We start from the raw sequence: 23481 nt of genomic DNA on the forward strand, positions 1-23481 counted from the left end.
CGAGGAAGTTCAGGTGATACCAGTTCGGGTCATCGTTGCGCTTGAAACAAGGCCATGCAACGACTGGGCATTTAGATTCGTCCTTGCTCGATTCAGGGGGTTTGTTGGGTGATTTCGTTGCCGCGGATGACTTCCACGCTCGGCTTGCGCGGTGCTGTGCCGCCGTGGGTGACGACAGGTTTGGGTGGGGGCGTCATGGCCAGTTGGTTGAACTGGATCAAGTCGCGGTTGGTACTGGCAAGGTTGGCCGATGAATAGCTTTCGCCGGCCCAGTAACGAGCCAGACGTTTTTCATCGGCGCTGCGTACGGCCAGGCGCAACACGCCGGCCTGGGCCGCGAGCATCAACCGACTCAGTAGTTGTTCGGGGACGGCAAGCAAGACGCTGTGGGCGCTGGTGCGCGTTTGTTCCTGCCTGAGTTTTTCTTCGTTACTGCGGGCCGGGCTTGCAGGTTGACCGTCGTTGGTCAACCCCATCTGTTCGCCTACCCCGAGCACCCGCAAGGCCGGCACCACCAGTTGCGCCGACGACTGAAGGTTGTTGTTGTCCATGCGCAGAAACAGCAGCACATCGACGTAGTCCCCCGGTGTCAGTTGCCCGCCGGCATTGATCACTTCATCCACCGCGACGGCGAGGGCGCGTTCATCGGGACGAATCATCCGCGCCAGTCTGCCACCGGCTTCGAAACTTTCTTCATTGAGCCAGGTCCCGGCACTGAGGGCGCGCCAGGGTGTTCGGCCAATGGCTTGATCGAGGTGACTCAGGCTGCCGGCCGGGGCGGTACGGAGTTTTTCCAGGGTCACGTCGGCGGCGCTGATCGGTACGAACGGTGGCACATCATGCAGCAGCACCACCACCGGTTGGCGGGTGGGGTCGTCCACGGGGGCAGGTGTCTGGGTGATGGGGGCCGGCGTAACATTCCCGGCTTGCACGGCCGCCTCGGGAACGGGTTGGCGGCTCAGCGTGAGGCCCCAGTAACCGGCAATAATAGCGCCCACCAGAAACAAGCCAGCCAAGCCTAGAGTGACACGACTGTTCATGACGGCTCTCCCTTTCCTGCTGCTTGAGACCTCGTCGCACCCAACGAGAAAACTTCGCAATCAGGCAGCTATGAACATGGAACTATTTCGCTATTTGACGGTAGCTCAGCTAGAGCAAAAAGCCATTACGAGACTGAAAATAACTAACAAAAGTAAGTAGCTAGGGCGAAAACGTGACTTTTTTGGCGTCAACGACGCGATTAATACTTTAGTGATAATTCGTTCTTACAGTTGTGGGTACGGGGAATGCCGACAATGCTGATGCTGGCATAGGGGAATCATGTTGCGACCGTGCAACACCCGTCGTCTTTCAGGAGAGCTGCCATGTCCTTTTCCAAGATTGCTCAGAAGATCAAATCCGAAATCGCTTTTTACAAGGGCCTGGCTAAAGATACCGAGGGGGCTTCGGGTATTGAGTACGCCATTATTGCGGGCATGGTGGCAGTCGCTCTAGCGGCGTTTGTGACGCCGATCTCTACCGCTGTCACCACCATGTTTACCACTATCCAAAACGCGCTTTGACCTGCCTGCTGTCAAGGGTCAGCTACTTGCCAATCCCGCAAAGGGCTTCTAACGTCAGCGCTTAGTCCATTGCAGGTGTTGCCCATGAACGCTTCCTCACTTCCGCGCCAACAGCTTCTTCTGGTCGATGATGAGGAGGATGCGTTACTGGAGTTGGCGGAGTTGCTGGAGGGCGAGGGCTTCAATTGCTTTACCGCCACGTCGGTCAAGCTCGCGCTGAATCATCTGACGCGCCACCCTGATATTGCGTTGGTGATTACTGATCTGCGGATGCCGGAGGAAAGCGGCATGTCGTTGATCAAGCGATTGCGCGAGCATACGTCCCGCCAGCATTTGCCGGTGATTGTGACGTCGGGGCATGCGGACATGGAGGATGTCAGCGACATGTTGCGGTTGCAGGTGCTCGACCTGTTTCGCAAGCCGATTTATCACGTGCGGTTGTTAGAGACGTTGAATAATTTGTTCCCGCAGCCTCGCCTGGATTTAGTGAGTCAGTAATTGATCGTTCCCACGCTCTGCGTGGGAATGCAGCCAGGGACGCTCTGCGTCCCAAGAGTCGAACACAGAGCGTAGGACCGTCCTGGTCAGGCAACCGGCCGCCAATGCCCCGCCATATGCTCAAGATCCCCCGCACCCACCAACAGCAAATCCCCGCTCGACCCTGCCGCACTGGCCAGCAATGTCACCTCACTGGGCAATCGCACCGGTTTGCGAAATTGCACCGCAATCTCGACATTCGCCGCCGGCAGATGATCGGCAAGCGCCGCCAGGGTTCGCGCCTTGATCCACAAGCCATGGGCGATGGCCCTCGGGAAACCGAAGAGTTTGGCGCTGACGGCACTCAGGTGAATCGGGTTGTAGTCGCCGGACACCTTGGCGTACTGCCGCCCAATGTCCGACGGCGCTTTCCAGCGGGCCACTTGCGACATTTCCAGTGTCGATGCCAACACGTCTTCGACGGGCTCGCCTGCGAGTTTGACCCCGCGACACAACATCTGGCTTTCAGCTTCCCACAACGCCCCCAGCTGATCGTTGAGTGTCGTCACCAGGTCGAACGTCGCGCCTTTTTCATGGGGCTGGAGGTTTTGCACCTGAACGCTGACCCGCACACGATTCACGCCGCCCATTGGGCGAAAGATGCGAATGCGGTTGCTCAGGTGAATCAACCCCAGCAGCGGGAACGGAAACTCCTTGGCCGTCAGCAATTGCATCTGCAAGGCGAACGCGAGGATGTGTGGGTAGGTGGGCGGCAACAAACCGTTCTCGGCAAAACCGCAGACTTTGCGATAGTCCGCCAGGTGCTCCGGGTCGACATTGATCCAGCAGCGCAAACCCGAATCGGGCAGGGTGATGCCGGTGATTTTGCGCCGCGTCGCAGCCCGCACGTACAGTCCCGACAGGCTTGGTTCGCGGTTGAGTGTGTGCCAATCGATGATCATGCCTAAGCCCCCAAAACACTTTGTCCGCACACTCGCAGGGCCTGCCCGGTGAACGCGCCGGTGCCCGGTTGAGCCAGCCACGCCACGGCTTCGGCGACGTCTTGCGGCAGGCCGCCCTGGCCCAGCGAACTCATGCGCCGCCCGGCCTCACGCACGCCGAACGGAAGATGCGCGGTCATCTGGGTTTCGATGAAACCGGGTGCTACCGCATTGATGCTGATGCCGCGTTCATTGAGCGTCGGCGCCCAGGCCTGGGCCAGACCGATCAGCCCGGCCTTGCTCGCGGCGTAATTGGTTTGCCCGCGATTGCCGGCGATGCCGCTGATGGACGCCAGCAGGATCACCCGGCCGTTGTCGTGCAGGGTGCCGCTGTCGAGCAATGCCTTGGTCAGCACTTGCGGCGCATTGAGGTTGACCGCCAGCACCGCGTCCCAGAATTCCGGGGTCATGTTGGCCAGGGTTTTATCCCGGGTGATGCCGGCGTTGTGGACTACGATGTCGATGCCGTCGGGCAGATGCTCGACCAACTGCGCGGCGGCATCGTCGGCGCAAATGTCCAGGGTGATGCTGCGCCCGCCGAGGCGTGCGGCGAGGGCTTCGAGGTCAGTCTTGGCCGGTGCTACGTCGAGCAGGATCACGTCCGCCCCGTCGCGGGCCAGGGTTTCGGCGATGGAGGCGCCGATGCCGCGTGCCGCGCCAGTGACCAACGCCTTGCGGCCGGCCAATGGGCGAGTCCAGTCCGTCACCTGCGCGTCGCAGGCATTCAAGCGAATCACTTGCCCGGAAACGAACGCACTTTTGGGCGAGAGAAAAAACCTCAGTGGGCCTTCCAGTTGATCCTCTGCACCTGCGCCGACATAAATCAGCTGCAAGGTGCCGCCGCTGCGCAGCTCCTTGGCCAGCGAACGGCTGAAGCCTTCCAGCGCTCGCTGGGCACTGGCGGCGAACGGATCGCTCAAAGTCTCCGGCGCGCGCCCCAGAATCACCAGGTGCGCGCTGTGATCGAGGTTTTTTATCAGTGGCTGGAAAAATTCGCGCAACTGTTTGAGTTGATCGGTCTGCACCAGGTCGCTGGCGTCGAACACCACGGCTTTGAGTTTGGGGCCGTGGCCGGGAATCCACGCGGTGGCCAGCGAAGGCTCGGTGCCGTAGCTGTAAATCGCGTCGGTGAGGCGGTTGGCAAAGGTGCTGATTTTCTCCGTCAACGGGCCACCGCCTATCAACAGCGCCCCCTCGACAGGCCGCAGCCGGCCGGCTTGCCAGCGCTCCAGCCGAACCGGCGACGGCAGACCCAGGGCACCGACCACACGATGGCCGATGGACGAATTGGCGAAGTCGATATAACGGTCAGACATGGACGCGCTCCAGCAGCTGGGGTTCAAAGTGTGGACCATGAATGGCAATCAGTCGTTCGATCCACGAGATAAGGCCTACGCTTGGCTATTGTAGGAGTTGAGCTTGCTAGCGATGGACAGTGTGTCAGTTGACATCAATGTAGCTGACCCACCGCCATCGCGAGCGAGCTCAGCGCCTACAGGGGGGTTGGTTCTCAATTTGGATATATCAGGAGCTTTTCATGACTCAACTGCGCCGCGTTGCAATTATTGGTGGTAACCGTATCCCCTTTGCCCGGTCCAACGGGCCGTACGCCACTGCCAGTAACCAGGCGATGTTCACCGCAGCGCTGGAAGGCCTGATCGAGCGCTATAACCTTCACGGTGTGCGCATGGGCGAAGTGGCAGCGGGTGCGCTGGTCAAGTATTTGCGCGATTCCGGCCTGATCCGCGAATGCGTGCTGGGCTCGCGGTTGTCGCCGATGACGCCGGCCTTCGACATCCAGCAAGCCTGCGGCACGGGGCTGGAGGCAACATTGTTGGTGGCGAACAAAATCGCCCTGGGTCAGATCGAATGTGGCATTGCCGGTGGCGTCGACACCGCCTCGGACGTGCCGATCGGTGTTAACGAAGGCCTGCGCAAGATCCTCCTGCAGGCCAACCGGGCCCGAAGCACCGCCGACAAACTGAAAACCTTCCTGCAACTGCGTCCCCGCCATTTGGTGCCCTACTTTCCAAGCATCGGCGAGCCGCGCACCGGCCGGTCGATGGGCGAACACTGTGAACTGATGGCCCAGACCTGGAGCATCCCGCGTGACGAACAGGATCGGCTGACCCAGGAAAGTCATCAGAAACTGGCTGCGTCATACGCCGAAGGCTGGCACAACGATTTGATGACCCCGTTCCTCGGCCTGACAAGGGACAACAACCTGCGCCCGGACCTGACCCTGGAAAAACTGGCCTCACTGAAACCGGCCTTCGAGAAAAGCGCCAAAGGCACCCTGACCGCGGGCAATTCCACGCCACTCACCGATGGTGCGTCGGTGGTGCTGCTGGGCAGTGAAGAATGGGCCAAGGAGCGCGGCTTGCCGATCCTCGCCTATTGGCGTGACGGCGAGACGGCGGCGGTGGATTTCGTCAACGGTGCGGAAGGATTGTTGATGGCGCCGGTGTACGCGGTGCCGCGTTTGCTGGCGCGCAACGGCCTGACCTTGCAGGACTTCGATTACTACGAAATCCACGAAGCCTTCGCCGCGCAGGTGCTCTGCACGCTGAAGGCCTGGGAGGATCCGGAGTATTGCAAAACCCGCCTCGGTCTCGATGCGCCACTGGGCTCGATCGACCGCAGCCGCCTCAACGTCAAAGGCAGTTCATTGGCGGTGGGGCATCCGTTTGCCGCGACTGGCGCACGCATCGTCGCGAGCCTGGCGAAGTTACTGGATGCGGCGGGCAAGGGCCGAGGGTTGATCTCGATCTGCGCCGCCGGTGGCCAGGGTGTGACAGCGATTATCGAGCGCTGAGGGCTGGGGCGCTTTGCTGTTGGGCCAACTGCCGATTGCGGTTGGCGTAACCCTCGGCCATCACTGAGCAGACGATCAACTGCAACGGGTGGTAGATCATGATCGGCAGAAGGATCAGCCCAAGGCCTGGGTTGGCGCCGAAGATCAGCGCTGCCATCGGCGCACCGGCGGCCAGGGATTTCTTGCTGGCGCAAAAGACCGCGGCGATTTCATCGGCCGGGCTGAATTTCAACGCGCGAGCGGTGCGGGTGGTCATCCACAGGATGATCGCCAGCAGGATCGCACTGCCGATCAGCGCCGTGAGGATCACGCTGTTGCCCTGCTTTTGCCACATCCCCGAGACCATCGAATTGCAGAACGCCGCGTAGACCAGCAACAGAATCACCAGTTTGTCGGCGATATTGGTGTAGCGCTTGTGGCGGGCGAAGAACGTGCTCAGCAATGGCCGAACCAATTGGCCGAGCACCAGTGGCAACAGCAACATGGCGCAAAGGTCGAGCAGGGTTGAGCCCAGATCGATGCCGCCCGCGCCGCTGCCGACCACAAAACTCACCAGCAACGGCGTCAGGAAAATCCCCAGCACGCTGGACAGGCTCGCGTTGAGAATCGCCGCCGGTACGTTGCCGCCCGCGCTGCCGGTCAGGGCCACGGACGAGGAGATGGTCGAGGGCAGGGCACAGAGGTACAGGAAACCCAGCATCAACAGCGACGGAATGTGCGAACCCAACAGCGTGTCGCTCAGCAGCCAGATCAGCGGAAACACCGCGAAGGTGAAACCCTGAACCATCACGTGCAGCTTCCAGTTTTTCAGACCGTGAGTGATCTGCTCGCTGGACAGGTTGACTCCGTGCAGGAAGAACACCAGGAACACGCCGATGTTGATCACGTATTCAGCATGCATTCCGCCGCCGGTGGCACCAAAGGTCGGGAAGAAATACGCCAGCAGCGTGGCAATCAACATGCCGCACAAGAACCAGTCGGTGACCACGCGTTTGAGGTGTTTGAAGGCATGCATAACAGGCACCGAATACATTTGTAAGAATTGGTGACTTAGCCTAACGTCGGCTCTATCAGCCGTCTTGCGACATAAGGTCAATCAATGCCGACTAACGGACAACTTTCCCTCGAGCGGACGATTCCGACGCTGACGGCGCTGCCGCGTCCGCTGTATGCCCGTGCGGAAAGTCTCAACGCCGGTTCATGGACGCCGCCGCATCGGCACGATTGGGTGCAGTTTTCCTACGCGATCAGCGGCGTTCTCGGCGTGCACACCGCCGAAGGCAGTTTCTTTGCGCCGCCGCAGTGGGGCATCTGGATTCCGGCGGATCTCGAACACCAGGTGGTGACTTCAATGCGCGCCGAAATGCGCAGCCTCTATGTGCGCCGCGAGGATTGTGAATGGGCGGACGGGCGTTGCCGGGTGCTGGAAGTGACGCCGTTGGCCCGGGAGCTGATCAAGAGCTTTTGTTTGCTGCCGGTGGAATATCCACAGGGCGACAGCCAGGAATCGCGGTTGGTGAGTGTGCTGCTGGATCAGTTGGCGCATCTGCCGGAGGTCGGCTTCTCGCTACCCTTACCGCGCCATGAGCGGTTGCTGGGGCTGTGCAACGAGCTGATCGAAAGCCCTGAGCGCAATGTGACGTTGCAGGCGTGGGCCGAGCGATTGGGGACGTCGGAGAAGACCTTGATGCGGTTGTTCCAGCGGGAAACCGGGTTGAGCTTTCGAGGGTGGCGCCAGCGGATGCGGTTGCTGTCGTCATTGAGTTTGCTGGAGGAGGGGGACAGCGTGACGAATGCCGCGCTGTCTTGCGGGTATGACTCGACGTCGGCGTTTATTGCGGCGTTCAAAGGCCTGTTCGGGTTTACCCCTGGAGAATTGTTTCGGCAGTGAAATCCAACCCCTCACCCCAGCCCTCTCCCCACGGGGGAGAGGGGGAAAGGGGGCCGATCTCCATGCTCTTCAACACCTGAGTTCGACTCGGAAATTTCAGGTCGCAGAATGTCGACCAAACAACTCGGTCTGTCCCCTCTACCCCTTGGGGCGGTCCGACGTTTCGGGAGGGTTAGGGTGAGGGGTGGATCTAAAGCCCTCAACAATCTCAGGTTCTGAAGCGGCGCACCAACCCATCCAGCTCATTCGACAACCCGGCCAGACTCTGCGAATCCAGCCGCGCCGAGTTCGCCAGTTCCGCCACCAACTGCGCATCACCATGAATCTGGCTGATGTGCCGATTGATGTCTTCAGCCACCTGATGCTGTTCTTCCGCCGCAGTAGCGATCTGAGTGTTCATGTCGCGGATCACGTCGACCGACTCACGAATCAGCCCGAAACTGCTGCGTGCTTCACCGATCCGCGTCACCGATTGCTGGGACACTTCCAGGCTCGCATGCATTTGCTGAGTCACCTGACTGGTACGTTTGGCGAGGTTGCCCAGCAAACCGTCGATTTCCGCCGTGGAGTCCGCCGTGCGTTTGGCCAGCGCCCGAACTTCATCGGCCACCACCGCAAACCCACGACCCTGTTCACCGGCCCGCGCCGCTTCAATGGCCGCGTTCAGCGCCAGCAGGTTGGTCTGTTCGGCAATCGAGCGAATGGTCCCCAGGATTGACTGAATGTCGTTGCTGTCGCGCTCAAGCTGTTGCATCGACTGGGCCGACTGTTCGATTTCCTGGCTCAAGCGATCAACGCTGGTCACGGCTGCATCAATTTGCTGCTGACCTTCACGCGCCTGACGCTGGCCGCTGTCGGCCGATTCCGCCGCCTGGCTGCAAGAGCGCGCGACTTCGTTGGCGGTGGCGACCATTTCGTGGAACGCCGTGGACACCATGTCCACCGCTTCACGCTGACGCCCGGCCGCTTCGGCCATGTCACTGGAGACCTGGGTCGAACTCTTGGAGGTGGCGAGGATCTTGGTCGCAGCGCCGCCAATGCTCTGGATCAGGTTGCGAATCGCCGCCAAAAACTGGTTGAACCAGTTGGCCAATTGAGCCGTTTCATCGCTGCCACGGATTTGCAGGTTCTTGGTCAGGTCGCCTTCACCTTGGGCGATGCCTTCCAGACCGCTAGCCACGCTGCGGATCGGCCGCACGATGAGGCTGGCGAAACTGGCGCCGACGATGGCGAAGAACACAGCCAGCACGGCGGCGATGATCGCGATCAACCAGGTCAGTTGGGTGGCCGAACTCATCACGTCGGTCTGCTTGATCAGGCCGATAAAGGTCCAGCCCAGCTGCTCCGACGGCCAGACGTTGGCCATGTAGCGTTCGCCGTTCAGCTCGACTTCCACCAGCCCTTTGCCAGCCTTGGCCAGTTGCGCGTAGCCCTCGCCGAGGCTGCTCAGCGCTTTAAAGTTGTGTTCCGGTTGCTTCGGATCGACCAGCACGGTGCCGGTGTTTTCCAGCAGCATCAGGTAGCCGGTTTCACCGAGCTTGATCTGCTTGACGATTTCGGTGAGCTGCTTGAGCGTCACGTCGATGCTGACCACGCCGCCATTGGTACCCAACTTGTTGTCGATGGTGCGCACGGTACTGACGTACGTCGCGTCGTCCTGGGCCCAGTAATAGGCCTCAGTGCGCAACGGTTTGCCCGGTTTGGCCTGGGCAGCCTTGTACCAGGGGCGCTGGCGCGGGTCGTAATTGCTCAGCTTCGCATCGTCCGGCCAGGACACATAACCGCCCGCCGCAGTGCCGAGAATGGCGTAGGCGTAGGACGGGTGACTGTTACCCAGGTCCTGAAGGAGGCCGAAGACCTTTTTGTCCATCTCACCTTGAGGAATGCTCTCGGCGTTGGCGCTCATGTACGTCTTGAGGCTGTCGTCCGAGTTCTTGATCAGCGGTTGGGTCGCCAGGTAATCCACGTTCTGGCTGATGCCGTCAAAGAACAGTTGCATGGCGTTGCTGACCTGACGAATTTCGCGGCCACTGCCATCAACGAAACTGTCCTTGGCATCACTGCGCAAGTTCAGCACAACCAGGGTAGCGACCAGCACCACCGGCAAGCAGGCGATGATTGCAAACGCCCAGGTCAACTTCTGTTTGATGTTCATCCGCGCTCCAGATTTTTCTTGTAGGCCCACGCAGTGCAGATGACTCGCGGATTATTGGCAGCCGTAAACGTTCTTGATCGACCCGGTTCCGTGAGTGCGCCATCGTTGTTGTAGTCGAAACGATTGTCGGACAAATCACTTTGTCTATGATGACTTCGGCTGATAGAGGCGGAAATTGAGGCCTGTGAAGAAAAATCCTACGAAGGGTATGAATCGAGATGTCAGCTTCTGTCGCAAATACCCGCTCAGCCCTTCAGCAACAAGTGACGCAGGGTCAGCTATGATCTGTGGCGGCCGATGACGACCGGCGGTTGTTGACCGATTAATCCAGCACATTGTGTGCTTGTTGACGGTTACTGGAAGGTTCATAGGTCGGCAACCCCTCCCCCGAATGAGTGGATTGCCGTATAACGAATGACTTTCGCGTGTTTGGTAATAAAGGACCCCCAATAAAAGCTGATGAAGACTCCAAAACGCATTGAACCCCTGATCGAGGACGGTCTGGTCGACGAGGTGCTGCGCCCACTCATGAGTGGTAAAGAAGCAGCTGTTTATGTGGTGCGCTGCGGCAACGAGTTACGTTGCGCGAAGGTCTACAAGGAGGCGAATAAACGCAGTTTCCGTCAGGCGGCCGAGTATCAGGAAGGCCGCAAGGTACGCAACAGCCGTCAGGCTCGAGCGATGGCCAAGGGCTCCAAGTTCGGCAAGAAAGAAACCGAAGATGCCTGGCAGAATGCCGAAGTGGCGGCGTTGTTCCGTCTGGCCGGTGCTGGCGTCCGGGTTCCTCAGCCGTACGACTTCCTTGAAGGCGTGCTGCTGATGGAACTGGTGGCCGACGAGTACGGTGATGCCGCGCCGCGTCTGAACGACGTGGTGCTGGAACCGGATCAGGCACGCGAGTATCACGCGTTCCTGATTTCGCAGATCGTGCTGATGTTGTGTACCGGTCTGGTGCACGGAGACCTGTCGGAGTTCAACGTACTGTTGACCCCGACCGGCCCGGTGATCATCGACCTGCCGCAAGCGGTCGACGCGGCTGGCAACAACCACGCGTTCAGCATGCTGGAGCGGGATGTGGGCAACATGGCGTCCTACTTCGGGCGGTTTGCGCCGGAGTTGAAAAAGACCAAGTACGCCAAGGAAATGTGGGCCCTGTTCGAAGCCGGCACCTTGCACCCGGCCAGCATCTTGACCGGCGAGTTCGATGAGCCGGAAGAGTTGGCCGATGTGGGCGGGATCATGCGCGAGATCGAGGCGGCACGCCTTGATGAAGAGCGCAAGCAAGCGATCCGCGCTGCTGACGATGCACCACCGAGCAAAGCCGAAGAACCGCCTCCGCCCTGGATGCAGTGATCGGCTAACGAAAAACCCGGCTTCGGCCGGGTTTTTTATGAGGTCATGGTTCTGATGTTGTGGTGTCAGATGAATCCACCACTCACCCCAGCCCTCCCGAAACGTCGGACCGCCCCAGAGGGGAGAGGGGAAAGGGAGCCGATTTTCATGTTTTTCAAAGCCTGAGTTCGACTCGGAATCTCAGGTCGATGTAGCTCCAAGAGCACCTAGGTCAGTCCCCTCTCCCCACGGGGGAAAGGGGGAAAGGGAGCCGATTTTCATGTTTTTCAAATCCTGAGTTCGACTCGGAATCTCAGGTCGATGTAGCTCCAAGAGCACCTCGGTCAGTCCCCTCTCCCCACGGGGGAAAGGGGGAAAGGGGGCAGATCTTCATGTTTTTCAAAGTCTGAGTTCGACTCGGAATCTCAGGTCGATGTAGCTCCAAGAGCACCTCGGTCAGTCCCCTCTACCCTCTGGGGAGAGGGTTAGGGTGAGGGGTGGCTTCCAGATCCACACAAAATCACGTCTACTGCCCACCGGCCGAACCCACACTCAAGGATTGAATGTGAACACCGCATCCCCCCGCAACGCCCACCTGATCATCACCGCCCGCCTGATCTCTGACTTCGGCGCCTTCCTCAACATGGTCGCGCTGGCCACCTACGTCTACCTGCTCAGCAACAACGCCATGAGCGTCGGCATCTTCCTCGCCAGCCGTGTGGCCGGCGGGATATTCGCCAGTCTCATCGGCACCAGGTTTTATCGCCGCTGGGCCGGGCGCCTGCCGCTGATTGCCTTTGACCTGTTGCGCGCCGGGCTGCTGGGCCTGTTGTTGGTGCTGCCTGTCGCCCAGCAGATGCTGCTGTTGCCGGTGATCGCTTTCGGTCTGGGGTTCGGCAACTCAATGTTCGCCATCGGCCTCAACAGTCAGTTGCCGCACTTGATCGAGTCTGAGCACCTGCTCAAGACCAACGCCTGGATCACCTCGGCGTCGTCGGCAGCCATGGTTGGCGGAAGTCTGGTATCAGGGCTGTTGGTGGCAGCATTCGGCTTTGAAACAGTGTTTGCATTGAACGTGGTCACTTATCTGTTGGCCGCGCTGTTCATCTTGCCGCTGCGTTTTTCACACCCTGTGCCCGGTGACGAACCGATTCACGAACGGGGTGAGTGGGCGGCCCTGCTCCAGGGGCTGCGCAGCACACCGGTGGTGGCGGCGATGCTCGCCGTGGCGATGGCTGACACCCTTGGCAGTGCCGCGCACAACGTGGGTTTTCCGATTATTTCCAAACTGCTGACGCCTGAGTCGGCCAGCACCACGCTGGGCCTGATGCTGGCGGTCTGGGCCAGTGGAAAACTCATCGGTGCACGCATCGCCAGCCGGCTGAAAGGCTCGGATAACGTGAACCTGGAGCGGCGATTCTTCTTTGGTGTGTTGCTGATGTCCTGCGGCTTCATCCTGATGTTTCAGCAGCAGACCCTTTACGGACTGCTGTTGTTTTCGCTGCCGGCGGGGTTGGGCGACGGTTTCTCGGAAGTCGGCCTGATGTCGCGCCTGCAACGTGAACCGGACAGCCTGCGCCTGCCGATTTTCAGTTTCCTGACGCTGTTGCAAATGACCGGGTTCGGCGTCGGCATGCTGATCGCCGCGCCGTTTTATTCGTGGTGGACGCCGGGTGCCGTGGTGCTGTTGTTCCACGGCATTCCCCTCACCACCTTGTTAGTGGTGAAGGGGCTGGCGATCAGGGGCGAGCGGGTGGTGCGCAACAGCCCGATTCCAGGTTCTTGAGGATCGGGCAGTCGGGACGGTGATCGCCGTGGCAGTGTTCGACCAGGTCCTGCAGGGTGTCGCGCAGTTGGCCGAGTTCGCGGATTTTCTGGTTCAGCTCGTCGATGTGCTGACGGGCCAGGGCCTTCACGTCGGCGCTGGCTCTTTGGCGGTCCTGCCAGAGGGTCAGCAGTTTGCCGACCTCTTCCAGTGAGAACCCCAGGTCCCGGGAGCGCTTGATGAACGCCAGGGTATGCAGGTCGTCGTCGCCGTACACCCGATAGCCGCTGTCGGTACGATGGGCGGCCTTGAGCAAGCCGATGGATTCGTAATAACGGATCATCTTCGCGCTCAGGCCGCTTTGGCGGGCCGCTTGGCCGATGTTCATCGGTTGTCCTCCGGATCCTTGGGTTTCCAGGTTTTCAACAGTAACGCATTGCTCACCACACTGACGCTCGACAACGCCATGGCCGCACCGGCCAGCACCGGGTTGAGGAAGCCGAAGGCCGCCAGCGGAATGCCGATCAGGTTGTAGACGAAGGCCCAGAACAGGTTCTGACGAATCTTCGCGTAGGTCTTGCGGCTGATCTCCAGTGCCGCCGGCACCAGCCTTGGGTCGCCGCGCATCAGGGTGATCCCGGCCGCGTGCATCGCAACGTCGGTGCCGCCGCCCATGGCGATACCGATGTCGGCGGCGGCCAGGGCGGGTGCGTCGTTGATGCCGTCGCCGACCATTGCTACCACGCCGGTTTTTTTCAGGTCGGCGACGGTGGCGGCTTTGTCCGCCGGCAGTACTTCAGCGTGGACATCCGTGATGCCCAGCGCCTCGGCAACCACTTTGGCACTGCCGCGATTGTCGCCGGTCAGCAGGTGGCTGCTGATGTTGCGTGCGCTGAGTTGTTGCACGGCTCGCAGCGCGCCGGGTTTGAGAGTGTCGCCGAAAGCGAAGAGGCCCAGCACCCGAAGTTCGGGGCTTTGCTCGATCAGCCAGGACAGGGTCCGGCCTTCGGTTTCCCACGCGGCAGCAGAGTCCGCCCATTCACCGGCGCTCAAGCCGCTCTCTTCCAGGAGACGACGATTGCCCAGCGCCAATCGACGACCGTCCAGAGTGCCCGCGATGCCACGGCCGGTCAGGGACTGGCTGTCGCTGACATCGGCCACGGTCAAGCCGCGTTCGGCGCAAGCGTCCAGAACCGCCTTGGCCAGTGGGTGTTCACTGCCGCGTTGCAGGGCGCCAGCCATTTGCAGCAGGGCCGTTTCGTCATGGTTGATTGCGCTCAGATGAGCGATGCGCGGAGTACCCGACGTCAGCGTGCCAGTTTTGTCGAAGACCACCGCACTGACTTCATGGGCACGCTCCAACGCTTCGGCGTCCTTGATCAGAATCCCGTGGCGCGCCGCCACCCCGGTCCCGGCCATGATTGCCGTTGGTGTGGCCAACCCCAGGGCGCATGGGCAAGCGATCACCAATACCGCCACGGCATTGATCAGCGCCGTTTCCATCGGAGCGCCGTACAACCACCAACCGATCAAGGTTGCCAGCGCAATCAGCAGAACCGTTGGCACGAACACCTGGCTGACTTTATCCACCAGTTTCTGGATCGGAGCCTTCGCCGCTTGAGCGTCTTCCACCAGGCGGATGATGCGGGCGAGCACGGTTTCCGCGCCCAAGGCCAGGGTGCGAACGAGCAACCGGCCTTCACCATTGATCGCGCCGCCGGTGACCTTGTCGCCGGGTTGTTTGGGCACCGGCAGGCTTTCGCCGCTGATCAGCGCTTCGTCGGCGTGGCTTTGGCCTTCGACCACTTCACCGTCCACCGGGAAGCGTTCGCCAGGCTTGACCATCACCAGATCATTGAGGCGCAAGGCGCTGATGGCGACGTCCTGCTCGCGGCCATCGATCACCTGAATCGCTCGCTCCGGGCGCAAGGCTTCGAGTGCGCGAATGGCACTGGCGGTCTGGCGCTTGGCGCGGCTTTCCAGGTATTTGCCCAGCAGCACCAAGGCAATCACCACCGCCGAGGCTTCGAAATACAGGTGCGGCATGCGCCCGGCGGCGGTGGCCCATTCATAAAGGCTCAAGCCATAACCGGCGCTGGTGCCCAACGCGACCAGCAAATCCATGTTGCCGGCACCGGCGCGTACGGCTTTCCAGGCTGCGACGTAAAAGCGTGCACCGAAGATGAATTGCACTGGTGTGGCCAGCGCGAATTGCACCCAGGCCGGGAGCATCCAGTGCACGCCGAATGGTTGCAGCAACATCGGTAGCACCAACGGCGTGGCGAGGACGATCGCCATGATCAAGGCCCAACGCTCGCGATGCAGGCGTTGTTGTTGATCATCGGTTTGCGGGTGTTCGACTTCCCAGACACTGGCGCTGTAGCCAGCCTTGGTTACGGCAGCGATCAAGGTTTGCGGATCGATCTGGCCGAGCAGCTCAAGGTGGGCGCGTTCATTGGCCAGGTTGACGCTGACGCTTTTGACCCCCGGCACCTTGGCCAGCGCTCGTTCGACCCGGCCAACGCAGGAAGCACAGGTCATGCCGTCGATGCTCAATTCCAGACTGTGCTGCGGCACGCTGTAACCCGCCTGCTGCACCGCGTCCATCAAGGCCGGCAGGCTGTCGCTGGGCGCTTGAACACGGGCCTGTTCGGTGGCCAGGTTGACGCTGACGGCAGAGGCGCCGATGACTTTGCTCAAGGCACGCTCGACACGCCCGGCGCAACTGGCGCAGGTCATACCGGCAATCGGCAGATTGAAAGTGGTGGATTCGGACATCGGTCACGCTCCCTGTAGAAGATACCTACAGGATCAACCTTGCCATGCGGGTAAGGTCAAGCGCCATGTCTCAGATCAAAAGACCGGCACCTGATCGTTCCCACGCTCTGCGTGGGAATGCCTCACCGGACGCTCCGCGTCCGCTTTTGCTGGGACGCGGAGCGTCCTGGGCTGCATTCCCACGCAGAGCGTGGGAACTATCATCAATAGTCCAGTGCCGCAGGCTTGAGGTACATCCCTTCCTGCGTCATCGCAATCCGGAACTTCAAGACGTCACCGGCCTTGAGCGTGATGTTCTGCGACCCCGGGGCGAGCATGCCCGGGTTGCAACCCAACGCCTGGCCCGGCAGCAGCTTCAGGCGCAAGGACACATTGCCCGGCGGCAGGTTGAACGAGGTGCTTTGTTCCTGGAATAACCGCGCCGATAACTGATCCTGGATGTACACGCCGATCTCGCAGGAGGTCGCGACTTCCAGGCGCTCGCGGGAAATGATCAGTACGCCATAGTCCTCCCCGGCGGCTTGAACCGAAGGTGTCGCGGCAAATAGGCTGAGAAAGCCAAACAGGCTGAGAGCTGACCAGCGCATGGCTGAATCTCCTGATGTCGAGTCATTGATGGACGCAGCTTGGCCGAGCGCGGCGCTGATTGCCAGCCCGGCAGCGCACTTCAGAACTTGACCTTGCCATGATGGCAAGCTCGAGACTGCACGCAACCTCACTCAAGGAGTCATCCCATGCAAGTGTTCAACGTTCAAGGCATGTCCTGCGGTCACTGCGTCAAAGCCATCACCCAAGCGTTGCAAGCCAAGGATCCTGCGGCCAGCGTGCGGATCGATCTGGCCGCGAAAGAAGTCGGCGTCGAGAGCGCTTTGTCGGCGGATCAGGTGATCGCGGTGATCACCGAAGAGGGCTACCAGGCAAAGGTTGCCTGAGCCCCATCCTTGTAGGAGCCGAGCTTGCTCGCGATAGCGGTGGAGCATTCAACATCTCTGTGACTGTTCTATCGCTATCGCGAGCAAGCTCGGCTCCTACAGGTTCGGTGTTTTAACTGACAGGCATCAATTGTCTGAGGGGTTTTAATAGTTAGCGACCTAACGGAATGTTCAAGGCGTCCCTGCGCGGCTAGACTGTCGGCCTGCCGACTCACGCCCAACTGGATGCCTGATGAACCTCCGTACCATTTTGATTCTTGGCGCCTTGAGCGCCTTCGGTCCGCTGGCGATCGATTTCTATCTGCCGGCGTTCCCGGCGATGGCGCTCGCCTTCGGCACCGATGAAAAACACGTTCAGCTGACCTTGGCCGCATATTTCCTTGGCTTGTCCATCGGTCAACTGGCTTACGGTCCGGTGGCGGATCGCTTCGGGCGTCGCATTCCCTTGCTGACCGGCGTCGGCTTATTCACCGCCGCCTCCCTGGCCTGCGCCTATGCGCCGAACCTCGAATGGTTGATGGGCGCACGTTTCGTTCAGGCATTGGGCGGTTGTGCGGGGATGGTGATCTCCCGCGCGATTGTCAGCGATAAATGCGATGCAGTGGGGGCGGCGAAGGTCTTTTCGCAGCTGATGCTGGTGATGGGCCTGGCGCCGATTCTTGCGCCGATGCTGGGCGGGCTGTTGGTCAACACCACGGGCTGGCAGTCGATCTTTCTCGTGCTGACCGGTTTCAGTGCGCTGGCAGGGTTGGCGGTGGCGCTGGGGCTGCCGGAAAGTCTGCCGGCCCATGTGCCGCGTCAACCATTGTCGGGGGCGTTGCGTCAGTACGGTCGACTGTTGTCGGACCGGGTGTTCCTCGGCCACGCCCTGACCGGCGGCATCGCCATCGCCGGGATGTTTGCCTACATCGCCGGTTCACCGTTCGTCTTCATCAAACTGTATGGCGTGCCGGCCGAGCATTTCGGTTGGCTGTTCGGTACCAACGCGGCGGGTTTCATTCTGGTCGCGCAACTCAACGCGCGATTGCTGGCCAAGCGTGGCCCGGCGTTTCTGCTGGCACGCACCGTGTGGATCTACGTGGGCGCTGGTCTGGCGCTGCTGGCCGTCAGTTCATTGCACACCGTGCAACTATGGCCGTTGCTGATTCCGTTGTTTGTCTGCATCGCCAGCCTCGGTTGCATCCTCCCCAACGCCTCGGCCTGCGCCATGAACGGGCAGGGCGCGCGGGCCGGCAGTGCATCGGCGATGCTCGGTTGCCTGCAATTCAGCGTCGCCGCCGGGGCAGCCGCACTGGTGGGTGTTTTACACGACGGCAGCGCCATGCCGATGGCCATGGTCATCAGCCTGTGCGGAATTCTCGTGGTGAGCGTGGCGATGCTCACCCGGCGCTTGCAAAATGCCCGGGCGCTGGCGCAAGCCCAGGTCTGAGGATGGACTCAGCCAGCGGCACGCTGCTGGCGGTCAATAATTTGATGAGGTGCTTGTAGTCGCGCTTCAAGGGTGCGGGTGAAGGCGCGGGCTTCGGCTTCGCTGCGGAATGTCACGGCGTGTTGGTCCAGACGGACTTGCCACTGGGATTTTGCTAATTCTTTTATCAGGATCTTCATTGCTGATCTCTCCTCTCGTAAAAGATGTTACGTAAAAGACTGTGCCGCAGAGTCTCGATTGTAGACCTCAATACGATCGCAATTGTGACAAGGGTCAACTCTCGGACTGACGGTGTCGCCCATCTGGGCGACAACTGTGTCAGTTTGTTTCAGAAGCCTTCGAGCACAATCTTGCCCTTGGACTTGCCGCTTTCCAGCAGCTCATGGGCGCGACGCAGGTTCGCCGCGTTAATGGTCCCGAAATGCTCGCCGACCGTGGTCTTCAGCGTCCCGGCGTCGATCAGCTCAGCCACGCGGTTGAGCAATTTGTGCTGCTCGATCATGTCCGCGGTTTCGAACAGCGAGCGGGTGTACATGAACTCCCAGTGCAGCGACAGGCTCTTGCGTTTGAGTTTGGTCACGTCCAGCGCCTTCGGATCATCGATCAGGGCCAGTTTGCCTTGCGGCGCCAGTGCCTCGATCAACTGATCCAGGTGATGATCGGTCTGGGTCAGGCTGGCGACGTGGGTCACCTGATCGACGCCCGCACGTTTGAGTTCTTCGCTCAACGGCTGGCTGTGATCGATCACCAGGTCGGCACCCAGCTCACGAACCCAGCTCTGGGTTTGCGGGCGGGAAGCGGTGCCGATGACGTTCAGCCCGGTGAGCTGGCTGGCCAGTTGCGTGAGGATCGACCCCACACCGCCAGCGGCACCGACGATCAAAAGGCTCTGGCCTTCATCTGTTTTGCCTTCACGCACTTGCAGGCGTTCGAAGAGCAATTCCCACGCGGTGATAGCGGTCAGCGGCAGCGCGGCGGCTTCGGCGAAACCAAGGGTTTTCGGCATATGGCCGACGATCCGCTCATCGACCACGTGCAGTTCGCTGTTGCCGCCAGCACGGGCGATGGAGCCGGCGTAGAACACTTTGTCGCCGGCCTTGAACAGCGTGACTTCACTGCCGACGGCCTTGACCACACCGGCCACGTCCCAGCCCAGCACTTTCGGCGTACCCGCTTCAGGCTGGACGTTTTGGCGGACCTTTGTGTCCACCGGGTTGACCGAGATGGCTTTGACTTCCACCAACAGGTCGCGCGGGCCGGCAACCGGTTCTGGCAGTTCGATGTCTTGCAGAGCGTTTGAGTCGCTGATTGGCAACGAGGCGTAATAGGCAATGGCTTTCATAGGGGCTCCTGAACAGTAATAAGGAAGGAAGCAATCAGACGATGGAGCGCAGGCGCTTGAGGTCGAAGTGTTCGAGAAAGTCGCCAGCCTTGGCGCGGAAGTTCTGGATATGCGCGCTGTCGTCATGGGCTTGCAGGGCTTCGTCACTGCTCCATTTTTCGATCATGTAGAAGGTATGAGGATTGGCGAGGTCCTGGTGCAAGTCGTATTGACCGCAACCGGCCTCGGCGCGGGTCGGTTCCAGCAGCGCTCGCAGGTGCTGTTCGAGGGCGTCTTGCTGGCCGGCTTTGGCGATTAAAGTGGCGATGGCGGTAAAAGGCTGGGACATGTTCGGCTCCGGGAACGGGATGAATTCGATGGGACGGATGATTGGCTATTTCTCTGCAAGATAAAACCCGCTAAAAGAGCAGTCTCTTTCAATGTTTTTTTGATAATCGAGGCTGAACGATGCTGCGTTTCGATGACTTGCAGTTGTTTGTCCGGGCGGCGGACCTGGGCAGTCTGTCAGCGGCGGCGCGTGGGATGGACATGTCGGCCGCGGTGGCCAGTGCGGCGTTGAAACGCATCGAACAGCAACTCGGCGCCCGGTTGCTCGCCCGTTCTACCCGTAGCCTGCGCCTGACCGCTGAAGGCGAGGGGTTTCTCGAATACGCTCGGGCCGCCTTGAGCAATCTCGACGAGGGCCGTCGTTTGTTGGCCAGCGGTCAGGACCAGGTCAGCGGGATTTTGCAGCTGTCGGCGCCTTCGGACTTTGGCCGCAATCTGCTGCTGCCCTGGCTGGACGAGTTTCAGCGAGAGCATCCGAAGCTTACGGTGCGTTTGCTGTTGGGCGACCGCATCGCCGACCTGTTCCGCCAACCGGTGGACATTGCCCTGCGGTACGGCGAGCCGGAAGACTCAAGCCTGGTGGCGCTGCCCATCGCCCCGCAGAACCGCCGCGTCCTTTGTGCCGCCCCGAGTTACCTGGCCCGGCATGGCGAGCCGCGGCAACTGGAGCAACTGGCTCAGCACAACTGCCTGCTGTTCATGCTCGGTAGCCGGGTCCACGATCATTGGAGTTTCCACGACGGCAAACGCGAGGTCAGCCTGACCGTCAGCGGCGATCGTTTCAGCGATGATGCCGATGTCGTGCGGCTGTGGGCCGTGGCAGGTGCCGGGATCGCCTACAAGTCCTGGCTCGATGTCGCGGCCGATGTGCTGGCCGGTCGGTTGAAAGTGCTCATGCCTGAACTGCTCTGTGAGCGCGCACCGCTGAATTTGCTGTGCGCCCATCGCGCACAATTGAGTAAGCCGGTGAACCTTTTGCGGGAAATGCTTGCCAGCCGATGCGCCCGCTTGAGTAGCCAATTTCCGACGTTATCGGGCGCCGATCATTAGTCGCAGGCAAATAGCGAAATTTCACTCAGGAACTATCACCACCAACGGTTTCCCAAGGGCAGGAACCGGCGGTTAACCCGCATATACTAGCGCTCGCCTCATGTACGCACCGTCGATCTCGCAATGGCGAGTCCACATCCGAGTCAGCCAGGCCCCAAGGTCAATCGCCGTGGCTTTGCGAAACCTGCAAGCATGGCCTGTGCGATTGGCCGGCTTTGCCCGGTTTATGGCGGTTTCAACGCCTTGGCCGACGACACATTACTGGTCAAGATGTCTCTGAGCAGTAGACGAAACGATTCAACAGGGAGTGAATACATGGAACATGCACCTTGCATCAGCCAGATCGCCACGTTGCTGGCTGACCCAAAGCGCAGCGCAATGATGTGGGCCTTGATGGACGGCTCGGCGCGGCAAACCGAGGAGCTGGCCTTGTTGGCCGGCTTGTCACCGTCTTCGGCCAGTGCGCATCTGGGGCGATTGTCCGGCGGAGGTCTGTTGAAAGTCGAAATCCGCGGCCGCAAGCGGTTCTTTCGTCTTGCCGCACCCGAAGTGGGGGCCGCGATAGAGGCACTGGCCAGCGCCACCCTGGCCAGCACGCCTCGGGAAATCCCGGATGTTTTCAAGCGCACGACACCTATCGCCAAACCTCAGGCGGCGCCTTCGTCACTCTTGCGCGCCAGGCTTTGCGACGACCATTTGGGCGGCACCCTTGCCGCCGATCTTTACCAGCGCCTGCTGGATTCAGGCTGGATCGAACAGTTCGATCAGCGGGTCATGATCACCCACAAGGGCGCCACGCAGCTGGCGACACGGGGTGTGTTCATCCAGGCGCTGGCTCATCGCAACAGCCGAGTCGCCTGCGCTTGTCCGGATTGGAGCGAAAGACGCCCGCACATGGGCGGATCACTGGGTGCGGCGTTGCTGCAATTGTTCATGCAGTCAGGTTGGCTGAGCCTGCCCAACGAGTCTCGAGCCTTGCAGATCACCGCCGCGGGGCAGCGTGAAATCCATCGGTTCGCCAAAGAGACCGAGCTGGAAATGGCGTTGTAGACGCATCGAGATCGACGTCCGAAGCGTCGGGCGTCGCTCAGAGCTGCAAACAGGTCGCATCCAGCAGTAACCCCCAGCAGCTATCGCGCACACTCGTCCGGGGACTTTCGGATTGGGGGGATGTGGCATGGAAACACGAGGCTTCAGCGCGGCAGAACGACTGGAACGGCTGCCCATCAGCGGTTATCACCGGATCATTTTCATCATCATAGCCCTGGCGTTTTTCTTCGACTCCATGGACCTGGCGATGATGACCTTCCTGCTCGGCTCGATCAAAACCGAGTTTGGCCTGAGCACGGCGCAGGCCGGGTTGCTGGCCAGTTCGAGCTTTTTCGGCATGGTCGTGGGGGCGTCACTGTCCGGCATGCTGGCCGACCGTTTCGGGCGCAAACCGGTGTTTCAGTGGAGCATCGTGCTGTGGGGGATCGCCAGTTATCTGTGCTCCACGGCGCAGAACGTCGAAACGCTGACGTTGTTTCGAATCCTGTTGGGGATCGGCATGGGCATGGAGTTTCCCATCGCTCAGTCGATGCTCTCGGAGCTGGTCCCGGCCAAACGGCGGGGGCGCTACATTGCGTTGATGGACGGTTTCTGGCCACTGGGTTTCGTCGCCGCCGGCGTACTGTCGTACTTCCTGCTGCCGGTGATTGGCTGGCGGGACATCTTCCTGGTGTTGGCGGTGCCGGCGGTGTTTGTCCTGGCGATTCGCTTTTTCATTCCCGAATCGCCGCGCTGGCTGGAACAGGCCGGACATCATGACGTGGCAGACAAGGTCTTGCTGCGCATCGAAGCTCGGGTCCGGACATCTCTGGGGCGTTCGGAGCTGCCTGAGCCGATCCGCCTGCCGAGAGTGGCCAGTACGCCTGGCAATTTCTTTTCCGCATTGCAGCAAATCTGGTCGCCGCTGTACCGCCAGCGCACGATGATGATCTGGAGCGTCTGGTTCTTTGCTTTGCTGGGGTTCTATGGCCTGACGTCCTGGCTCAGTGCCTTGCTGCAGCAGTCAGGTTTTGCCGTGACTCAGTCGGTGTATTACACGGTGCTGATTTCCCTCGGCGGGATTCCCGGTTTCCTGATGGCCGCCTGGCTGGTGGAGCGTTGGGGACGTAAACCGGTGTGCGTGGTGACGTTGCTCGGCGGCGGGGTGATGGCGTTTCTGTATGGTCAGAGCGCGGTGTTTGGCGGCAACGTCAGCCTGTTGATTGCGTCGGGGCTGCTGATGCAGTTTTTCCTGTTCGGCATGTGGGCGGTGCTTTACACCTACACGCCGGAGTTATACCCGACATCGGCGCGGGCCACGGGCTCGGGGTTTGCGTCGGCGATTGGTCGCGTGGGTTCGTTGCTCGGGCCAATGGTGACCGGGTTGGTGTTCCCGATGACCGGGCAGGGCGGGGTGTTTGCGCTGGGGGCGATGTGTTTTGCGATTGCGGCAGGGGTGGTATGGGTGTTCGGGATGGAGACCCGGGGCAAGACACTGGAAGAATTAAGCGAGGCGGCTGCGTAATAATCGTTCCCACGCTCCGCGTGGGAATGCAGCCCCGGACGCTCCGCGTCCCAAGAGCGGACGCAGAGCGT

The 23481-nt window shown here is 60.6% G+C and carries 22 protein-coding genes and 1 pseudogene; 11 read left to right on the forward strand and 12 right to left on the reverse strand.

The genetic code is table 11. From position 1 onward, the window contains the following. Window positions 1–92: 92 nt before the first annotated feature. The gene (gene cpaB, locus IB252_RS20270) at window positions 93–1040 is read right to left on the reverse strand and encodes a Flp pilus assembly protein CpaB (protein WP_192410048.1); all 948 of its coding nucleotides are present in this window, start codon (window positions 1038–1040) and stop codon (window positions 93–95) included. A 324-nt stretch (window positions 1041–1364) separates the two neighbouring features. Here cpaB and IB252_RS20275 point away from each other — a divergent pair, with 324 nt between their 5' ends. Both IB252_RS20275 and IB252_RS20280 read left to right on the forward strand, forming a co-directional pair. Beyond that, window positions 1365–1562, forward strand: a complete 198-nt coding sequence (locus IB252_RS20275) for a Flp family type IVb pilin (protein WP_123369227.1) — start codon at window positions 1365–1367, stop codon at window positions 1560–1562. 84 nt (window positions 1563–1646) lie between these two features. Next, a complete protein-coding gene (locus IB252_RS20280) occupies window positions 1647–2060 on the forward strand; it encodes a response regulator (protein WP_192410049.1) in 414 nt (137 codons plus the stop codon). Window positions 2061–2146: 86 nt separating this feature from the next. Here the strand turns inward: IB252_RS20280 and IB252_RS20285 are convergent, their stop codons facing one another. Both IB252_RS20285 and IB252_RS20290 read right to left on the reverse strand, forming a co-directional pair. Then, window positions 2147–3001 carry a MaoC family dehydratase gene (locus IB252_RS20285; protein WP_192410050.1) on the reverse strand — a complete coding sequence of 285 codons (855 nt, stop codon included), beginning with the start codon at window positions 2999–3001 and terminating at the stop codon, window positions 2147–2149. 2 nt (window positions 3002–3003) lie between these two features. After that, window positions 3004–4356, reverse strand: coding sequence for a 3-oxoacyl-ACP reductase (locus tag IB252_RS20290; protein ID WP_111449158.1), 1353 nt, complete (start codon window positions 4354–4356; stop codon window positions 3004–3006). A 221-nt stretch (window positions 4357–4577) separates the two neighbouring features. Between IB252_RS20290 and IB252_RS20295 the strand changes: the two genes are divergently transcribed. Continuing rightward, window positions 4578–5855: an acetyl-CoA C-acetyltransferase gene (locus IB252_RS20295; protein WP_192410051.1), complete on the forward strand. Its 1278-nt coding sequence runs from the start codon at window positions 4578–4580 to the stop codon at window positions 5853–5855. On the opposite strand, the gene IB252_RS20300 is transcribed toward IB252_RS20295, so the two are convergent. After that, on the reverse strand, window positions 5842–6870 hold the full coding sequence (locus IB252_RS20300; RefSeq protein WP_225607502.1) for a bile acid:sodium symporter family protein: 1029 nt from the start codon (window positions 6868–6870) through the stop codon (window positions 5842–5844). The two genes, IB252_RS20295 and IB252_RS20300, sit on opposite strands and share 14 nt — an antisense overlap. Window positions 6871–6954: 84 nt before the next feature. Between IB252_RS20300 and IB252_RS20305 the strand changes: the two genes are divergently transcribed. After that, a complete protein-coding gene (locus IB252_RS20305; protein ID WP_192410053.1) occupies window positions 6955–7746 on the forward strand; it encodes an AraC family transcriptional regulator in 792 nt (263 codons plus the stop codon). A gap of 208 nt (window positions 7747–7954) precedes the next feature. Here IB252_RS20305 and IB252_RS30620 read toward each other — a convergent pair whose 3' ends face one another. Continuing rightward, complete coding sequence (locus tag IB252_RS30620; protein WP_371916927.1) at window positions 7955–8722, reverse strand: methyl-accepting chemotaxis protein; 768 nt, start codon at window positions 8720–8722, stop codon at window positions 7955–7957. A gap of 90 nt (window positions 8723–8812) precedes the next feature. Beyond that, window positions 8813–9901: pseudogene (locus tag IB252_RS30625) on the reverse strand (cache domain-containing protein); the annotation flags it as partial. 459 nt (window positions 9902–10360) lie between these two features. On the opposite strand from IB252_RS30625, the gene IB252_RS20315 reads away from it, so the two are divergent. Together IB252_RS20315 and IB252_RS20320 are read left to right on the forward strand one after the other, a co-directional pair. After that, entirely contained in the window at window positions 10361–11254 is an 894-nt protein-coding gene (locus IB252_RS20315; RefSeq protein WP_008156543.1) for a PA4780 family RIO1-like protein kinase, read from the forward strand. A 544-nt stretch (window positions 11255–11798) separates the two neighbouring features. After that, window positions 11799–13019, forward strand: coding sequence for an MFS transporter (locus tag IB252_RS20320; RefSeq protein ID WP_192410055.1), 1221 nt, complete (start codon window positions 11799–11801; stop codon window positions 13017–13019). Here IB252_RS20320 and cueR read toward each other — a convergent pair. From cueR to IB252_RS20335, 3 genes are all read right to left on the reverse strand, one after another. Continuing rightward, complete coding sequence (gene cueR, locus IB252_RS20325; protein WP_111449153.1) at window positions 12973–13386, reverse strand: Cu(I)-responsive transcriptional regulator; 414 nt, start codon at window positions 13384–13386, stop codon at window positions 12973–12975. The two genes, IB252_RS20320 and cueR, sit on opposite strands and share 47 nt — an antisense overlap. Then, window positions 13383–15776, reverse strand: coding sequence for a heavy metal translocating P-type ATPase (locus IB252_RS20330; RefSeq protein ID WP_192410056.1), 2394 nt, complete (start codon window positions 15774–15776; stop codon window positions 13383–13385). Before IB252_RS20330 ends, cueR begins: the two co-directional genes overlap by 4 nt. A gap of 203 nt (window positions 15777–15979) precedes the next feature. After that, complete coding sequence (locus IB252_RS20335; RefSeq protein ID WP_192410057.1) at window positions 15980–16363, reverse strand: hypothetical protein; 384 nt, start codon at window positions 16361–16363, stop codon at window positions 15980–15982. A gap of 147 nt (window positions 16364–16510) precedes the next feature. On the opposite strand from IB252_RS20335, the gene IB252_RS20340 reads away from it, so the two are divergent. Together IB252_RS20340 and IB252_RS20345 are read left to right on the forward strand one after the other, a co-directional pair. Next, on the forward strand, window positions 16511–16708 hold the full coding sequence (locus IB252_RS20340) for a heavy-metal-associated domain-containing protein (protein ID WP_111449151.1): 198 nt from the start codon (window positions 16511–16513) through the stop codon (window positions 16706–16708). A gap of 232 nt (window positions 16709–16940) precedes the next feature. Further along, entirely contained in the window at window positions 16941–18137 is a 1197-nt protein-coding gene (locus tag IB252_RS20345; protein WP_192410058.1) for a multidrug effflux MFS transporter, read from the forward strand. Window positions 18138–18145: 8 nt separating this feature from the next. On the opposite strand, the gene IB252_RS20350 is transcribed toward IB252_RS20345, so the two are convergent. The 3 genes from IB252_RS20350 to IB252_RS20360 all read right to left on the reverse strand — a co-directional run bounded on the left by IB252_RS20350 (window position 18146) and on the right by IB252_RS20360 (window position 19807). Further along, window positions 18146–18316, reverse strand: coding sequence for a hypothetical protein (locus IB252_RS20350; RefSeq protein ID WP_165353242.1), 171 nt, complete (start codon window positions 18314–18316; stop codon window positions 18146–18148). 149 nt (window positions 18317–18465) lie between these two features. Then, window positions 18466–19479 carry a zinc-binding alcohol dehydrogenase family protein gene (locus IB252_RS20355; RefSeq protein WP_192410059.1) on the reverse strand — a complete coding sequence of 338 codons (1014 nt, stop codon included), beginning with the start codon at window positions 19477–19479 and terminating at the stop codon, window positions 18466–18468. 34 nt (window positions 19480–19513) lie between these two features. After that, a complete protein-coding gene (locus tag IB252_RS20360) occupies window positions 19514–19807 on the reverse strand; it encodes a putative quinol monooxygenase (RefSeq protein ID WP_192410060.1) in 294 nt (97 codons plus the stop codon). 119 nt (window positions 19808–19926) lie between these two features. Here IB252_RS20360 and IB252_RS20365 point away from each other — a divergent pair, with 119 nt between their 5' ends. The 3 genes from IB252_RS20365 to IB252_RS20375 all read left to right on the forward strand — a co-directional run bounded on the left by IB252_RS20365 (window position 19927) and on the right by IB252_RS20375 (window position 23410). Next, window positions 19927–20856, forward strand: a complete 930-nt coding sequence (locus IB252_RS20365) for a LysR family transcriptional regulator (RefSeq protein WP_008156521.1) — start codon at window positions 19927–19929, stop codon at window positions 20854–20856. Between the two features lie 315 nt (window positions 20857–21171). Beyond that, a complete protein-coding gene (locus IB252_RS20370; RefSeq protein WP_111449147.1) occupies window positions 21172–21906 on the forward strand; it encodes an ArsR/SmtB family transcription factor in 735 nt (244 codons plus the stop codon). A 127-nt stretch (window positions 21907–22033) separates the two neighbouring features. Then, window positions 22034–23410 carry an MFS transporter gene (locus IB252_RS20375; RefSeq protein ID WP_192410061.1) on the forward strand — a complete coding sequence of 459 codons (1377 nt, stop codon included), beginning with the start codon at window positions 22034–22036 and terminating at the stop codon, window positions 23408–23410. Window positions 23411–23481: the final 71 nt, after the last annotated feature.

The sequence above is a fragment of the Pseudomonas sp. PDM10 genome, assembly GCF_014852295.1.
Taxonomy (GTDB): domain Bacteria; phylum Pseudomonadota; class Gammaproteobacteria; order Pseudomonadales; family Pseudomonadaceae; genus Aquipseudomonas.

Excerpts from the sequence above, each read along its gene's own strand:
- cpaB (WP_192410048.1), bottom strand. The coding sequence starts at position 1,040 with ATGAACAGTCGTGTCACTCTAGGCTTGGCTGGCTTGTTTCTGGTGGGC.
- IB252_RS20275 (WP_123369227.1), top strand. The coding sequence starts at position 1,365 with ATGTCCTTTTCCAAGATTGCTCAGAAGATCAAATCCGAAATCGCTTTT.
- IB252_RS20280 (WP_192410049.1), top strand. The coding sequence starts at position 1,647 with ATGAACGCTTCCTCACTTCCGCGCCAACAGCTTCTTCTGGTCGATGAT.
- IB252_RS20285 (WP_192410050.1), bottom strand. The coding sequence starts at position 3,001 with ATGATCATCGATTGGCACACACTCAACCGCGAACCAAGCCTGTCGGGA.
- IB252_RS20290 (WP_111449158.1), bottom strand. The coding sequence starts at position 4,356 with ATGTCTGACCGTTATATCGACTTCGCCAATTCGTCCATCGGCCATCGT.
- IB252_RS20295 (WP_192410051.1), top strand. The coding sequence starts at position 4,578 with ATGACTCAACTGCGCCGCGTTGCAATTATTGGTGGTAACCGTATCCCC.
- IB252_RS20300 (WP_225607502.1), bottom strand. The coding sequence starts at position 6,870 with ATGCATGCCTTCAAACACCTCAAACGCGTGGTCACCGACTGGTTCTTG.
- IB252_RS20305 (WP_192410053.1), top strand. The coding sequence starts at position 6,955 with ATGCCGACTAACGGACAACTTTCCCTCGAGCGGACGATTCCGACGCTG.
- IB252_RS30620 (WP_371916927.1), bottom strand. The coding sequence starts at position 8,722 with ATGGCCGAAGCGGCCGGGCGTCAGCGTGAAGCGGTGGACATGGTGTCC.
- IB252_RS20315 (WP_008156543.1), top strand. The coding sequence starts at position 10,361 with ATGAAGACTCCAAAACGCATTGAACCCCTGATCGAGGACGGTCTGGTC.
- cueR (WP_111449153.1), bottom strand. The coding sequence starts at position 13,386 with ATGAACATCGGCCAAGCGGCCCGCCAAAGCGGCCTGAGCGCGAAGATG.
- IB252_RS20330 (WP_192410056.1), bottom strand. The coding sequence starts at position 15,776 with ATGTCCGAATCCACCACTTTCAATCTGCCGATTGCCGGTATGACCTGC.
- IB252_RS20335 (WP_192410057.1), bottom strand. The coding sequence starts at position 16,363 with ATGCGCTGGTCAGCTCTCAGCCTGTTTGGCTTTCTCAGCCTATTTGCC.
- IB252_RS20340 (WP_111449151.1), top strand. The coding sequence starts at position 16,511 with ATGCAAGTGTTCAACGTTCAAGGCATGTCCTGCGGTCACTGCGTCAAA.
- IB252_RS20345 (WP_192410058.1), top strand. The coding sequence starts at position 16,941 with ATGAACCTCCGTACCATTTTGATTCTTGGCGCCTTGAGCGCCTTCGGT.
- IB252_RS20350 (WP_165353242.1), bottom strand. The coding sequence starts at position 18,316 with ATGAAGATCCTGATAAAAGAATTAGCAAAATCCCAGTGGCAAGTCCGT.
- IB252_RS20355 (WP_192410059.1), bottom strand. The coding sequence starts at position 19,479 with ATGAAAGCCATTGCCTATTACGCCTCGTTGCCAATCAGCGACTCAAAC.
- IB252_RS20360 (WP_192410060.1), bottom strand. The coding sequence starts at position 19,807 with ATGTCCCAGCCTTTTACCGCCATCGCCACTTTAATCGCCAAAGCCGGC.
- IB252_RS20365 (WP_008156521.1), top strand. The coding sequence starts at position 19,927 with ATGCTGCGTTTCGATGACTTGCAGTTGTTTGTCCGGGCGGCGGACCTG.
- IB252_RS20370 (WP_111449147.1), top strand. The coding sequence starts at position 21,172 with ATGGAACATGCACCTTGCATCAGCCAGATCGCCACGTTGCTGGCTGAC.
- IB252_RS20375 (WP_192410061.1), top strand. The coding sequence starts at position 22,034 with ATGGAAACACGAGGCTTCAGCGCGGCAGAACGACTGGAACGGCTGCCC.